Source organism: Pedobacter sp., from assembly GCF_041645105.1.
In the GTDB taxonomy this organism is placed as follows: domain Bacteria; phylum Bacteroidota; class Bacteroidia; order Sphingobacteriales; family Sphingobacteriaceae; genus Pedobacter.
On the sequence record NZ_JBAZQQ010000004.1, the window covers coordinates 71,947 to 86,250 of the forward strand.

The 14,304-nt window shown below is 35.5% G+C and carries 12 protein-coding genes; 4 read left to right on the plus strand and 8 right to left on the minus strand.

What is annotated here, in order from left to right; all coding sequences use genetic code 11:
• Positions 1-2: 2 nt before the first annotated feature.
• The 6 genes from bshC to rpmB all read right to left on the minus strand — a co-directional run bounded on the left by bshC (position 3) and on the right by rpmB (position 4,703).
• Positions 3-1,589: a bacillithiol biosynthesis cysteine-adding enzyme BshC gene (bshC, locus tag WC623_RS13755; protein WP_372851991.1), complete on the minus strand. Its 1,587-nt coding sequence runs from the start codon at positions 1,587-1,589 to the stop codon at positions 3-5.
• Positions 1,590-1,635: 46 nt separating this feature from the next.
• On the minus strand, positions 1,636-2,970 hold the full coding sequence (rimO, locus tag WC623_RS13760; protein WP_372851993.1) for a 30S ribosomal protein S12 methylthiotransferase RimO: 1,335 nt from the start codon (positions 2,968-2,970) through the stop codon (positions 1,636-1,638).
• Between the two features lie 39 nt (positions 2,971-3,009).
• Positions 3,010-3,975, minus strand: a complete 966-nt coding sequence (gene ftsY / locus WC623_RS13765) for a signal recognition particle-docking protein FtsY (protein ID WP_372851995.1) — start codon at positions 3,973-3,975, stop codon at positions 3,010-3,012.
• A 72-nt stretch (positions 3,976-4,047) separates the two neighbouring features.
• Entirely contained in the window at positions 4,048-4,206 is a 159-nt protein-coding gene (locus tag WC623_RS13770) for a DUF4295 domain-containing protein (RefSeq protein ID WP_349785838.1), read from the minus strand.
• 39 nt (positions 4,207-4,245) lie between these two features.
• The gene (gene rpmG / locus WC623_RS13775) at positions 4,246-4,428 is read right to left on the minus strand and encodes a 50S ribosomal protein L33 (RefSeq protein ID WP_015809322.1); all 183 of its coding nucleotides are present in this window, start codon (positions 4,426-4,428) and stop codon (positions 4,246-4,248) included.
• Positions 4,429-4,469: 41 nt separating this feature from the next.
• Entirely contained in the window at positions 4,470-4,703 is a 234-nt protein-coding gene (gene rpmB / locus WC623_RS13780) for a 50S ribosomal protein L28 (RefSeq protein ID WP_084289430.1), read from the minus strand.
• A 479-nt stretch (positions 4,704-5,182) separates the two neighbouring features.
• Between rpmB and WC623_RS13785 the strand changes: the two genes are divergently transcribed.
• From WC623_RS13785 to WC623_RS13795, 3 genes are all read left to right on the plus strand, one after another.
• Positions 5,183-6,520 (plus strand): FecR domain-containing protein, encoded by a 1,338-nt coding sequence (locus WC623_RS13785; RefSeq protein ID WP_372851998.1) that lies wholly within the window; start codon positions 5,183-5,185, stop codon positions 6,518-6,520.
• Between the two features lie 77 nt (positions 6,521-6,597).
• Positions 6,598-9,819, plus strand: a complete 3,222-nt coding sequence (locus tag WC623_RS13790) for a SusC/RagA family TonB-linked outer membrane protein (RefSeq protein ID WP_372852000.1) — start codon at positions 6,598-6,600, stop codon at positions 9,817-9,819.
• 13 nt (positions 9,820-9,832) lie between these two features.
• Complete coding sequence (locus WC623_RS13795) at positions 9,833-11,206, plus strand: RagB/SusD family nutrient uptake outer membrane protein (RefSeq protein WP_372852002.1); 1,374 nt, start codon at positions 9,833-9,835, stop codon at positions 11,204-11,206.
• Between the two features lie 41 nt (positions 11,207-11,247).
• Here the strand turns inward: WC623_RS13795 and WC623_RS13800 are convergent, their stop codons facing one another.
• Positions 11,248-11,550, minus strand: coding sequence for a hypothetical protein (locus WC623_RS13800; RefSeq protein WP_372852004.1), 303 nt, complete (start codon positions 11,548-11,550; stop codon positions 11,248-11,250).
• Between the two features lie 77 nt (positions 11,551-11,627).
• Positions 11,628-12,077, minus strand: coding sequence for a MauE/DoxX family redox-associated membrane protein (locus tag WC623_RS13805; protein WP_372852006.1), 450 nt, complete (start codon positions 12,075-12,077; stop codon positions 11,628-11,630).
• Between the two features lie 321 nt (positions 12,078-12,398).
• Here WC623_RS13805 and acs point away from each other — a divergent pair, with 321 nt between their 5' ends.
• The gene (gene acs, locus WC623_RS13810) at positions 12,399-14,297 is read left to right on the plus strand and encodes an acetate--CoA ligase (protein ID WP_372852008.1); all 1,899 of its coding nucleotides are present in this window, start codon (positions 12,399-12,401) and stop codon (positions 14,295-14,297) included.
• The last annotated feature ends 7 nt before the right edge of the window (positions 14,298-14,304 follow it).

Here is a 14,304-nt window from a genome sequence, read left to right on the forward strand (position 1 = left end):
AATCAGTCAAATAATATAGTAAACTGGTGATCCAGGGGTTTAAAGAATGCGACTAAGGAATCAATAAACTCGTCGCCATATAAAATATACATGGGTGCAATATTTAGAACTCTTTCCTGTAGGACACCTGTTGGGAAGAGCTTTTCTTTCAGGCTTTCTATTTGTGCCAGGGAGGTTTTATGTTTACGCTTTTCAGCTCTCAACATTTTTTTCTCTAAGCTGGCAATCAATTTCAGCGCCTTGTTTTTAGCGGCGTCAGTTGACTGAGAAAGCGTTTTGTCGATCTTATATGCATTTAGCTTAATCTGATCGAATACAGCATTAATGGCTCTTTCTTCATCATTTAAAGACAAATGCAAATTAACATGAGCACGTACCCATTCATTTTTTAAAGTTTCGGTTTTAGCAAATAGGTCTTTATGACTAATTCCAAGAATTTGCATTCTTAATTCACTTCTTCTATCAATTACCATTGCAGAATTACGCAATAATAATACGGGGAAATCAATTTTATAATGGTCAAAGTTCGATTTCAATTGCAACCAGTAAGTCACTTCAGCCCCCCCACCGATATAAGCAAGGTTTGGTAAGATTACTTCCTGATATATCGGGCGCATGACTACATTTGGACTAAACCTTTCTGGAAAATTATTGATTTCAGTTTGAAGTTCTTCTTTCCCGAAACTAATTTCTGTATGCATTACTTTATAGCGGCCATCTTTTTCCACTATACGTTCACGCAGATTATCGGTCATGTAAAAGAAGTTAATTTCTCTGGGATTTACCTGTGGTTTATGACCAAGTTCTTCCAGTTTTGTATTGCTTTCCGAAATGAACTTAAAGCTATTTTGCTCAGTAATATCTTGAAATATTACTTCAGAGAATTGTTTTTTTAATAGAGGATCATCGGCATCAATACAAACTAATCCGTATTCGCCAAATAAGGCATCAACCAGTTCACGTGTAGCATCGCTCAATCTGTTATTATTGGTATAGGCAGCTTCCACTAATCTGGATAGCATAAGGCCTTTTGTACCAATACCAAGATAACCTTTATAAGCAGTAAGGGTCTCAATAATATCTTTTGTGGCCAATCGACCAGTCGCACCAGCAGCAGGCTTGTTCCAGGTCAAGAGCCTGTCTTCAACTTTCACATGATTGATCTCTTCGAAATCATGATCTTCAGTTGCCATCCAATAAACGGGAACAAAGTTACAATCTGGAAATTTTTGTTTTAACTCTCTGGCCAGATTTATAGCTGTCACTATCTTATAAATAAAATAGAGAGGGCCTGTGAAAATATTAAGTTGGTGGCCTGTGGTGATGGTAAATGTACGGCTATCTCCAAGACGTTTGATATGCTCGGTTACCATTGGGGTTGTCTTTACATTGGCATACTGGCGTTGTAAAGTATTTACCAACACAGTTCGGTCTGCATTGAATTTCCTATTTTTAATGGCTTCACCGAAGCCATTAAAATCGGGAGTATATTTATAAAAAGACTTTAATTGGTCTTTTCCACTGATGTAATCCAGTACAACGGCAGAGAAAGCATTCGTTTCTTGATAAGAGATGTATTTTGCCTGCATTGGTACGAATTTAAAGTAATAAACTATAAATCTTAATTCGCAGCTTTTATTTTACAATCTGTCCATATAGATCAAAGTCTTCAGCTCTATCTATTTTAACCTTAACAAAGCTTCCGTTAGCAGCATAACCTGTACTGGCATCAATTAAGACTTCATTATCAACTTCAGGAGAATCGAATTCTGTACGTCCGATAAAGAAGTCACCTTCTTTTCTGTCGACCAGAACTTTGTAGGTCTGACCCACTTTTTCCTGGTTAATGTCGAAAGAAATACCTTGTTGCAATTCCATAATTGCATCAACACGTTCTTGTTTAACTTCATCAGGTACATCATCTATAAGACTATGTGCATGTGTTTTCTCTTCATGAGAATAAGTAAAACAACCAAGCCTGTCAAAACGGGTTTCTTCAACCCAGCTCATCATCTCTTCAAAATCCTGTTCTGTTTCACCAGGATAACCGCAGATTAAAGTGGTACGCATAGCAATACCAGGTACTTTATCTCTGATCTGATTTACTATATCTATGGTTTTTTGTTTGGTAATACCACGTCTCATAGACTTCAACATATTATCAGTTATATGTTGTAAAGGCATATCAAGATACTTGCAAATGTTTTCACGTTCGTTCATGGCATCTAAAATTTCCATAGGGAAACCAGAAGGATAAGCATATTGAAGTCTGATCCATTCTATACCATTTACATCAGATAGGCGGCGTAACAACTCATCTAAATTACGTTTTCCGTAGATATCCAATCCATAGTAAGTAAGATCCTGGGCAATTAATATCAGTTCTTTGGTGCCACCTGCTGCAAGTATCTTCGCTTCATTTACCAATTCCTGCATATCACGCGAAACGTGTTTACCACGCATTAATGGAATGGCACAAAATGAGCAGGGACGGTTACAACCTTCTGCAATTTTAAAATATGCAAAATGAGAAGGAGTAGTAAGCAGACGCTCACCAATCAGTTCATGTTTATAATTCGCACCCAGTGAATGTAATAAGTTGTTTAAATCATTAGTACCAAAGTATGCATCTACATTTGTAATTTCAGCTTCCAGTTCCGGCTTGTAGCGTTCAGATAGGCATCCTGTTACGTATACTTTCCCAACTTTTCCTTCTTCTTTTAACTGACTGTATTGTAAGATGGTATCAATAGATTCCTGTTTTGCATTGTCAATAAAACCACAAGTATTGATGACAACGATATCATCTTTACCCATTTTATTGTCTTCATGAACCACATCCATGCTATTGCCGCGTAGTTGTCCCATTAAAACCTCAGAATCATAGGTGTTTTTGGAACAGCCTAAAGTAATAACATTGATTTTAGGTTTTTTTACTGGGATTATCTTAGAAGTGGTTTTTGTATTCATGTTTTATATTGGGGGTATTCTTTTTTATTTATTCTATGCTTATTTAAATAAGCTGTCAACGAATGCTTTTTTATCAAATAGTTGCAGGTCATTCATGCCTTCGCCAACGCCTATGTATTTTACTGGTATTTTAAATTGATCGGAAATGCCGATAACTACGCCACCTTTAGCGGTGCCGTCCAGTTTGGTAATAGCTAATGCATTCACATCAGTTGCTTCGGTAAACTGTTTACATTGTTCAAAAGCATTTTGTCCTGTAGATCCGTCCAGAACCAACAATATTTCATGTGGTGCCGAAGGGACTACTTTTTCCATTACATTTTTGATTTTGCCAAGCTCGTTCATCAAACCGATTTTGTTGTGTAAACGGCCAGCAGTATCAATGATTACTACATCCTCGCCATTAGCTACAGCAGACTGTAAGGTGTCGAAAGCTACAGAAGCAGGATCTGAGCCCATTGCCTGTGCAACCACACGTACACCTACGCGTTCTCCCCATAGTTTGATCTGTTCTACGGCCGCTGCTCTAAATGTATCAGCCGCGCCCAGGACTACTTTAAGGTTTTCGGCCTTTAGTTTATGAGCAAGCTTTCCAATGGTGGTAGTTTTACCGACACCATTTACGCCAACTACCATAATCACATAAGGTTTATGTTGTTGTCCGTATTCAAATTTACGGAAATCATTACTGTTGTTTTCGGCTAGTAATAATTGAATCTCGTCACGAAGCAGGTGATTTAGTTCGGAGGTAGATAGGTATTTGTCTTTGCTTACACGTTGCTCTACACGATCAATAATTTTTAAGGTTGTACTTACCCCAACATCAGAAGTAACCAATACTTCCTCAAGGTTGTCTAGTACATCATCATCAATGGTAGATTTACCAGCAACAGCTTTGGTGATTTTACTGAAAAAGCCTTCTTTAGTTTTTTCTAATCCCTTATCCAGAGCCTCTTGCGCTTCTGGTGCAGTTTCTTTTTTCTTGAAAAAATCAAATAAACCCATACGAATGTATAACAAAACAAAAAAAGCCCTCCCGGTAAAAAGGGACGGCTTTAATATTATAAAATATTAAAATTATTTTTTAGATGCAGAAATAGCATCTTTAACGTGATCGTTGTGAACAATAACTTCTTTGAAAGAATAAGCACCTTTAGGTGATTTAGTCATTGTAATAACTTTCGAATATTCTTTTCCAGTACCCGTTTTAAGGGTAGCAACTACCTTTTTTGCCATGTTTTAATAGAATTATATTTAGTTATATACTAAATGATATTACTTAATTTCTTTGTGAACCGTTACTTTTCTCAATACCGGATTGAATTTTTTTAATTCTAAACGCTCAGTAGTGTTTTTACGGTTTTTAGTAGAGATATATCTAGACATACCAGGCATGCCGCTAGTCTTATGCTCTGTACACTCTAGAATAACTTGTACTCTGTTACCTTTTTTTGCCATTTTATATACTATTAAGGTTGATTCACATCAACCAATGTTATTTACAAATATCCTTTTTTCACGAAACGACTGATCGCTTCTGTAATACCAATTTTATTGATGGTTTTGATAGCTGAAGTAGATACCTTCAATGTTATCCAACGATCTTCCTCAGGAATATAAAATTTCTGAAGTTGTAAGTTGGGATAAAACTTACGTTTAGTTTTAACGTTCGAGTGAGAAACATTAAAACCTGTCATTGCCATTTTTCCAGTTAAATCACAAACTCTAGACATGCCTTTATTTATAGTGTTAAATATACTTTCTTAATTTTTTTAAGAGTGTGCAAATATCTATATAATATTTGTAATCATCAAGAGACTGAGAGAAATATTTTAATTTATTTCCAGCGAGTTAGTTTTCAAGAGTCAAATATACGAATGATAAAGGGGTAGAGGTTAAGAATTTTAATCAATATAATAGTATTGTATATTTCTGTCGGACAATTTGTCCTATTTTGGGGTTAAATAGCCACTTGTTAACTGTCTGATTCTTCATGTATTATAAATGAATAAAAGGAACAAGATTTTGCGATTTAGTTTATTATTCCGATCTTTCACATCCTAGAACGCTTTTTTTCTAAGTTAATGGGTGTTAAAACTTGCATTCTGCACAGTATCACATATTGCCTTGAAGAATTCGGGACGGAAAACTTATATACTTTGGAACAAAAGTTGGACAGGTAAAGCTAAATTAACTCAGCCCAGATAATACATTGAATCAAATTAAAATACACGCCCAGCAATTAGTCGCAGAAGCGGTATCGCTTATGCGTACAAATGGAATAAATACCTTGCCTGTCTATGACAAAGGTCAGTTTATTGGTAAAATTACTTATACAGAATTGATGTCTTTTTTAGATCATAAGGATGGGACAGGTGATGTCTATGCGCATAAGATGAACTTTGATATTAGAACAGCTATGCTTTTTATAAAAAAGTCTACTGTTGATCTGGAGGAGAATGTTAAACCGAAAATGAGTTTCCCCAAAAAACTGTTTATAGGCTTGAGTTCTGTAGCTGTTGTATCATTCCTGTTAATCAGTATTACCAGGTTGTTTTTTGTTCAGGATAGGATTATACCTGCGGAAAAAGAGGATATGAGTGTCAGCACTACTGGTAAAGTTGTATTAAAGATGTTCAATGGTCAAAGTATTGTTTTAAATGAGACTAAAACAGGGTTAGTTGTAGATGGTTCAAAATTGAGTTATAGCGATGGCAGTATGATTAGTTATCCAAAGCCTGAGAGTTCAAATAAGTCTATTCTATATAAAGATCGCTGGCTAAGTATTCCTGAGAATGAACAACAAATGATTCTGAATGTACCAGCAGGAGGAATGTATAGGGTAGTTTTGCCTGATGGAAGTCGGGTTTGGCTAAATGCAGCTAGTAAACTGAAGTTTCCTGCAACTTTTAAAGGTGATGATAAACGCATTGTTGAATTAAGTGGGGAAGCTTATTTTGAGATTGCGAAAGTAATGTTTAAACCGCATGGGAAAGGTGGAAAGGAAGAAAGAATGCCCTTCATAGTCGTTACTAATACACAGGAAATAGAAGTTTTGGGTACTAATTTCAATGTATATGCTTACGACAATGAGAAGAGTGTAAAAACTACGTTAGTTGAAGGAAGCATACGTCTCAGACCAGTTATACAAATGGGTAAGTTGCCGGGGATATTAGATCCATCATCCTTAGATCCTATGCAAGTTGAAAATGGTAAAAGAGTTTATGGTGACGCTATTTTGCTTAAACCTAGTCAGGAATCTACCTTAACAGGCTCTCGTATTTCGGTAAAAGCTGTTGATGGAAGTGAAGCTTATGCCTGGACAGATGGTGAATATATATTTAGAAATGCGTCCCTTGAAACGGTCATGCATACCATAAGCAGATGGTATGATGTTGAAGTAGTTTATGAAGACGAGAAAGCAGGACAAGTACTTTTAGGCGGGGCTATTTCAAGATCTTCCAAAATGAATGACGTATTAGAAATGTTGGGAGTAACAGCTAATATTCACTTTAAAATAGGGAATAAAAAGATTACGGTATTGAAATAATGTGGTTAAAAGAGGGGGCATTTGTTTTAATATTATCCTTATTTAGTGTAGCGTTAAAGGCACAAAAATTCACTTATGTGAAGAAAGAGGTCTCGCTAATCAGACTTTTTAAAGAGATAAGAAAGCAAACTGGAGTAAATGTGATATGGAATGAAAAGGAGTTCAATGTTAACCAAAAAATCGATGTAGCTTTTAGGAATGAAGAACTGAAAACGGTGATGGTTAAAATCTCCGATAAGCTGTTAATTACTTATACAATCTTAGGACAGAATATTGTGTTGAAAAATAAAGCAAAGGCTATTGGTCCTACACCTATTCCTGAAAAAATAGCATCAACTGACAAAAAAGTTATAGAAAATCGTCCAAGGGAATTTAATCTTAAACCAGTAGAGATTGTAAGTACTGGTTACCAGCATATACCTAAGGAACGTGCTTCAGGGAGTTTTGTTTTGGTTGATAGTAATCAAATAAATAGAAAAGTAAGTAAAGATATTTTTAGCAGACTGGAAGGAATAACCAGTGGATTGCTTTTTAATAAGAATACAATGATCTCTAGTTCAGGTAGTTTGGATTTTTCTATACGAGGTCGGAGTACTATTTACGCAAATGATCAGCCTTTGATCATTTTAGATGATTTTCCATTTAATGGTGATTTTGATGGCATAAATCCCAATGACGTAGCAAACATTACGGTATTAAAGGATGCTGCTGCCGCATCTATCTGGGGCGTTAGGGCGGGGAATGGGGTAATTGTGATCAATACAAAGAGAGGGAAATACAAGCAGCCTTTGAAATTTAGCTTTTCAAGTACCCTAACTGTTTCTGGTAAGCCAGATGTTTTTTATAATCCGAATTATTTGTCTTCTTCTGATTTTATAGATATAGAAACTTTTCTATTTAACAATGGAAAGTATAATGCTGCATTAGCTGATAAAGTAAATTATCCTGTAATTTCTCCTGTAGTTCAAATATTAAATAAGCAAAGAAATGGGCAATCTGCTATCGAAACTTCTGCACAATTGGATGCTTTAAGGAAAAATGATATTAGAAAGGAGGAGTTAAAGTATTTCTATCAAAAACCTTTACTTCAACAACATTTCTTAAGTGCCAGTAAAGGGACGGCTAAGTCAAATCATTATCTATCTGTAGGGTATGACCATAATATTTTAGGGCTTGTGAATAATAAGGATAAGAGACTTACAATAAATACCCAAAATACGGTTAAGTTACTGAAGACGCTGGAATTAAATCTTGGTATCAGTTATATACACAATACAGGGACTTTAGATAGTGCTGTCATTGGCAATACTTCCGGTTCAAATTTTACGCCTTATTATCAATTTAAAGATGCAAAAGGTAATTCAACAACGTTTGACAAGCTGTATAGTTCTGATTTTAATAAAGTAGCATTATCGAAGGGTTTTCTGGACTGGTCATATGTTCCTTTGGATGAATTGCAGCAACCTCCACCTGCTTTTATAAATAACGACCTCAATTTAAGAGCAGGAATAAAGTATACTGTTCTGCCAGGCTTTAGTGTAGAGGTTAAATCCAGGTATCAATATGTTGATAATGAGGTTACAATTATTAGAGGATTAGAAACTTTTTCTACAAGAGATTTGATCAATCGTTATTCAATTATTGATAATGGGCAGGTTAGTGGTTATAATATTCCATTAGGAGCGACTTATACTGGGAGGCGAAGAACGATGGATGTTAAGAACATAAGGGGGCAGTTGAATTTTAATAAAGATTGGAATGAGCATGCTATTTCTGCAATTGCAGGGTATGAACTTTCTCAGCTTAGTACACAATTAGATGTTTATAATCGTTATGGGTATAATACAAAAACCGGCAGCTCAGTTGACGTAGATACTAATCGTACATTTCCACTGTATCCATCTGGAACAGGCAAAATTACTCTTCATCAAAATATGTTTGGTAATTTAGATCGGATTCGCTCAGCATATGCTAATCTAGGCTATACTTATGATAATAAGTATACCGTTTCAGGTAGTGCCAGGATAGATGGTTCAAATTATTTTGGTGTGAAAACAAATCAAAAGAATATCCCCTTATGGTCTGCAGGTGGGTTATGGCATTTGGATAGAGAATCCTTTTATAAATTAGACTGGCTGCCAACCTTGAAGTTAAGAGTTTCTTATGGTTATAACGGAAATCTTGATAAGAGATATACAGGGATAACAACTTTTAAAAAAATTCCTTTACTGGCTAATTATACGAACCTTCCCTACGCGAGTATTATTAATATAGGCAATCCGGAATTACGCTGGGAAAAGATAGGGATTGCCAATTTCGGATTGGACTTTGGTTTTAAAGATCAGGTTGTTAGTGGTAAGATTGAGTATTATACTAAAAGAGGTACAGATATATTAGGTGATAAGGCTTTTGCTGCCAGCACGGGAATTAAAGTGTTAAGAGGTAACTACTCTGAAATGGAAGCTTGTGGTATGGATCTTTCATTAAATTCACATAACTTAAGAGGAGCTGTGAAATGGCATTCCAATTTTATGTTTTCCATTGTGCACGACCGTGTTACATTATATGAAGTAATGGACCCAAATAATGTGTATTATACAGGTAATTATAGTAGTCGTCCACTAGTGGGGAAACCTGTTTTTGGCATTTATAGTTATGAATGGGCTGGATTAGATCCTTTAAATGGTGATCCAAGGGGGTATTTAAATGGTGAAATTAGTAAGAATTATAAAGGTATTTTTGAAGAAACAAATATCGATGATTTAGAGTACAATGGCCCGGCTCGCCCAACAATATTTGGAGCTTTAAATAATAGTCTCTCTTTTAAGAATTTTACATTGGCTATTAATCTTACTTATAAATTCGGGTATTTTTTTAGAAAGCCATCTGTTGATTATTATGATATGTATAATGATATTTTGGGCAACAATATGAATAATGATTTTGGAAGGAGATGGCAAAAACCAGGGGATGAAAATATAACCAATATTCCTAGCATGGCTAATTATAGTAATAATGATAATGGAAGAGACCGTTTTTATAATGGTTCTTCTGCCACGGTAGCTAAGGGTGATCATATCAGGTTACAGGATATTAGTTTAGGTTATGATTTTGATAAATCAAATTGGAAAGGTATTCCGGTAAACCATTTACAATTATTTATTTATGCAAATAACCTAGGTGTTTTATGGAAAGCAAATGATTTTGGGTTAGATCCGGATTTTGTTCCAATTCCAAGCGATAGGTTTACTAGTCCCTTGCCAAGGAGTTTTTCTTTTGGAGTCAAAGCAAGTTTTTAATTAGAATGTTATTATGAGTAATAAAAAAGCTTTAAGCATTTTAATTGGCGCATTGTTATTGCTGACTATATTTCAGTCGTGTGGAAGGGAATGGCTTGAAGTTAAACCCGATAAGTCTTTAATTGTACCTAACAGTGTGGAAGACTATCAAATGTTAATTGATAATTCTGCTCTTTTTAATAATAGCCAGCCGATTGGTATGGGAGAAATAGGAGCAGGAGATTTCTATTTGGTTTTTGAGGTTTGGGAATCGTTATTTGCCCGACAGGAAAAGTCCGCTTATATATGGGCCCCAACTGAAAGTTTTTATGGTGCTGAACTGAGCACAGATTGGGGGGTTGGATATAAAAGAATTTTAAATGCGAATGCCATTTTGGATGGAATAAATAAAGTGGGGCCAAAAGCAAATGAACAGCATTCCTGGAATAATGTTAAAGGGAGCGCCTTATTTTTTCGCGCTTTTGATTATTTTAATCTGGCACAGGAATATTGTATTGGTTATGATTTGAGTACAGCAAGTACTGATTTAGGTCTGCCATTAAGGATAGAATATGATATAAATGTAAAAGTAAAGCGCAGCAGTTTACAACAGACATATGATAGAATTATAGCAGATCTATTAACGGCTGCTGATTTATTGGGGACTAGTCCTGCATATAAAACGAGGCCATCTAAACAAGCAGTTTATGCTTTATTGGCAAGGGTTTACCTGGTTATGGAAAAGTATCAAGAGGCGGGATATTATGTTGATCTTGCCTTGCAAATCCAATCAGAGTTATTAGATTATAAAACATTAAATAGCAGATCCTCTTATCCATTCGAAAGATTTAATGCTGAGGTAATCTTTCAAAGTTCTTTTTCTTATGGGATTTTTAATGCTTCCCGTTTAATCGTGGAACCTGAATTGTATGACTCTTATTCAAATAATGATTGTCGAAAAGATCTGTATTTTACTCAAAATGCATATGGAATGACATTTAAAGGTAGTTATAATGGAGATAAGAACTTATTCGGTGGTTTAGCAACTGACGAATTGTATTTAATTCGGGCAGAAGTAAGAGTACGAAACAATCAATTAGAACTTGCATTAGCTGATTTGAATCATTTAAGAAAGAAAAGATGGAAAAGCAATTATCAAGATTTGACAGGTAGTAATCCTTTAAATATACTTAAGCTTATATTACAAGAGCGACAGAAAGAATTGGCATTTAGAGGGATTCGCTGGACTGATTTGAGACGATTAAATAAGGATAGCCGGTTTGCAGTTACTTTAGCAAGAACAATTGGTAATATTACTTATAATTTGTTGCCCAATGATAAAAGATATGTTATTCCAATTGATGCTGAAGAAATTCGTTTGAGTGGAATACAGCAAAATGAGCGTTAATTGAATAAAAGAACTTTAGTCCCTTTATTCAATTAATTATTCTAATCAAAATGACCATCAATTACAGTTCCTGTTTGAAAAGTCACTCCAGTAGCTGGTAGGAGGGCGCCATTTGTCGGTGGAATATTAAGACCTATATCCCATTGAGCAGAACATACCTCTCCCCCTGATTCACAACGATCTCCTGAATAATAGACATACCCACGGTAATCAGCCGCAGGATAGCTAAGGTCTGTTTTGTAGTAAGTAAATACTGTGCTGGTTTTCAAAGTTGAAAATGCACTTAGCCCAAAGGCCAGCCCAGCAACAATAGCACCCAATGCTGTTTTTTTTAATTTGTTCATTTTTGTATATTTAATTATCCCCCAGTTGTAATTGTTTTAGCAGGCTACAACATTTACCTGCAAAATACATATGTAGTTTATTTTTTGTTGATGACCAGCCCAGTAGTGGCAAGTGCAATAAATCCCATGTTAAACCAGATATGTTGTTGCCAGGTCATGGTACTGATTACACCACCACAATGGCACGGTAACTTACTGTTAGATAAAATCATATAGGCAAGGTAAAGGGTAAAGGCCACCATCAATGTTAAAGCTGCATACAAGCCGACTCTTCTAAAAGAGGGAAAAATTAATACAATACTGATGATCACTTCTATAATTGGAATTCCCCAGGCCACTACATAATTCATGTTCCCGATTAAGGGTGATTTGGCTAGAGTAGAAGCAAAAGAACTTATTGTGAATAATTTACTAGCAGCAGTATACATGAAAAGGATAATAAACAAATAAACTACCGCATCTATAATATGTTCTTTGGTACTTGCTGATAGTTTCGGGATTGATTTTTTGCTTGCTGTTGTTTCCATGTTGCTATTTCTTATTCCCTAAGCTCTAGATATGGCTCTATATTTCAAGTTAGGTTTTATCTTTTAGTTAAAAAATGTAATTCTTCTCCAAAATATCCAATAAATTATTGGTGGTTTTTTGGGTAAGAATTTTTAATTCGAAATCTTCAGGATGTTAATAATAGGCTTGGAGCGCCGGATTACTATGTAATACACAAATATACAATAGAAAATCATTGATTTGAAATCAATATTCTTGTTGTAAAACATTATCAAAAAGTTTTGATAGCTTTTTAATAAAGTTATATTTGAACTTTAGTACCGAATCAATCAAATTAAACCATGCAAATTAAATCATTTGAAGAGTATCAAAAAACTTATCAGTATAGTATAGAGTATCCCGAACAATTTTGGGAAGGCATTGCTAACAATTTCCAATGGAAAAAGAAATGGAACAAAGTGTTGTCCTGGAATTTTTCTGAACCTAATATTAAATGGTTTGAAGGGGCAAAACTAAACATCACAGAGAACTGTCTGGATAGGCATTTAGCAGAAAATGGAGATAAACCGGCCATTATCTGGGAGCCAAATGACCCTCAAAAGGAAAGTATCACTTTAAGTTATAAAATATTACATGAACAGGTTTGCCGTTTTGGTAACGTGTTAAAAAAGAATGGTGTAAAAAAAGGAGATAGGGTGTGTATTTACATGCCAATGGTTCCAGAACTAGCTGTAGCAGTATTAGCTTGTGCCCGGATCGGTGCCGTACACTCTGTTGTATTTGGAGGGTTTTCGGCCAAATCAATTGCCGATCGTATTAATGATGCAGAATGTAAGGTGGTTATTACTGCTGATGGCGCATTTAGAGGAAATAAACAGATTCAGCTTAAAGAAGTAATTGATGACGCACTGATCGGTTGCCCTACAGTAGAAAAAGTTATTGTTCTTACTCATACACGTATAGCAGTATCCATGCTGAAAGGAAGAGATTTATGGTGGGAAGATGAAATTAAACTGGTAGATGCTAATTGCCCTGCAGAGGAAATGGATGCAGAGGATATGTTATTCATTTTATATACGTCAGGGTCAACAGGAAAACCAAAAGGAGTTGTACATACTTGTGGAGGTTATATGGTATATACAGGCTATACATTTAGTAATGTCTTCAATTACCAACCAGATGAGGTATTCTTTTGTACAGCCGATATCGGTTGGATTACAGGCCATTCTTATATTGTTTATGGGCCGTTATCTCAAGGAGCAACTTCGGTAATGTTTGAGGGAATTCCTACATATCCTGATGCATCGAGAATGTGGCAGGTGGTAGACAAGCATAAAGTTAATATATTATATACAGCACCAACTGCCATTCGCTCATTAATGAGTTTTGGACTGGAACCATTGGAAGGTGCGGATTTAAGTTCATTAAGAGTTTTAGGTTCTGTTGGTGAGCCAATAAATGAAGAGGCTTGGCACTGGTTTGATGAGAATATAGGGAAAGGTAAATGCCCAATTGTAGATACCTGGTGGCAAACAGAGAATGGTGGTATTATGATTTCTCCAATCGCTACTGTTACCCCTACTAAGCCAAGCTTTGCTACTTTACCTTTACCAGGTATACAACCTGTATTGGTAGATGAGCAAGGAAATGTAATAGAAGGAAATGGAGTAAATGGTAATTTATGTATCAAGTTCCCATGGCCAGGTATGTTGCGTACTACTTACGGAGATCATGAACGTTGTAAATTAACCTATTTCTCTACCTATAAAGACCTTTACTTTACTGGTGATGGCTGTTTAAGAGATGAGGATGGTTATTATAGAATTACTGGTAGGGTAGATGATGTAATCAACGTATCAGGTCATAGAATTGGTACCGCAGAAGTCGAAAATGCTATTAATATGCATGCCGGTGTTGTAGAAAGTGCAGTGGTTGGTTATCCGCATGAAGTAAAAGGACAGGGGATTTATGCATTCGTAATCAACCCGAATGTACATAGTGATGAAGATCTGACCCGTAAAGATATACTTCAGACAGTAACTCGTGTAATTGGTGCAATAGCTAAACCAGATAAAGTATTATTTGTATCTGGTTTACCTAAAACGCGCTCTGGAAAAATTATGCGTCGTATACTCAGAAAAATTGCTGAAGGTGAAACAGATCAGATTGGAGATGTTTCGACTTTGTTAGATCCAGCAGTAGTGACTGAGATAATAGAAAAAGCAGGAAAGATTAAATAATAAAAGA

Bases quoted from the DNA above. Each gene is read 5' to 3' on its own strand.
- bshC (WP_372851991.1), bottom strand. From the start codon at position 1,589: ATGCAGGCAAAATACATCTCTTATCAAGAAACGAATGCTTTCTCTGCC.
- rimO (WP_372851993.1), bottom strand. From the start codon at position 2,970: ATGAATACAAAAACCACTTCTAAGATAATCCCAGTAAAAAAACCTAAA.
- ftsY (WP_372851995.1), bottom strand. From the start codon at position 3,975: ATGGGTTTATTTGATTTTTTCAAGAAAAAAGAAACTGCACCAGAAGCG.
- WC623_RS13770 (WP_349785838.1), bottom strand. From the start codon at position 4,206: ATGGCAAAAAAGGTAGTTGCTACCCTTAAAACGGGTACTGGAAAAGAA.
- rpmG (WP_015809322.1), bottom strand. From the start codon at position 4,428: ATGGCAAAAAAAGGTAACAGAGTACAAGTTATTCTAGAGTGTACAGAG.
- rpmB (WP_084289430.1), bottom strand. From the start codon at position 4,703: ATGTCTAGAGTTTGTGATTTAACTGGAAAAATGGCAATGACAGGTTTT.
- WC623_RS13795 (WP_372852002.1), top strand. From the start codon at position 9,833: ATGAGTAATAAAAAAGCTTTAAGCATTTTAATTGGCGCATTGTTATTG.
- WC623_RS13800 (WP_372852004.1), bottom strand. From the start codon at position 11,550: ATGAACAAATTAAAAAAAACAGCATTGGGTGCTATTGTTGCTGGGCTG.
- WC623_RS13805 (WP_372852006.1), bottom strand. From the start codon at position 12,077: ATGGAAACAACAGCAAGCAAAAAATCAATCCCGAAACTATCAGCAAGT.
- acs (WP_372852008.1), top strand. From the start codon at position 12,399: ATGCAAATTAAATCATTTGAAGAGTATCAAAAAACTTATCAGTATAGT.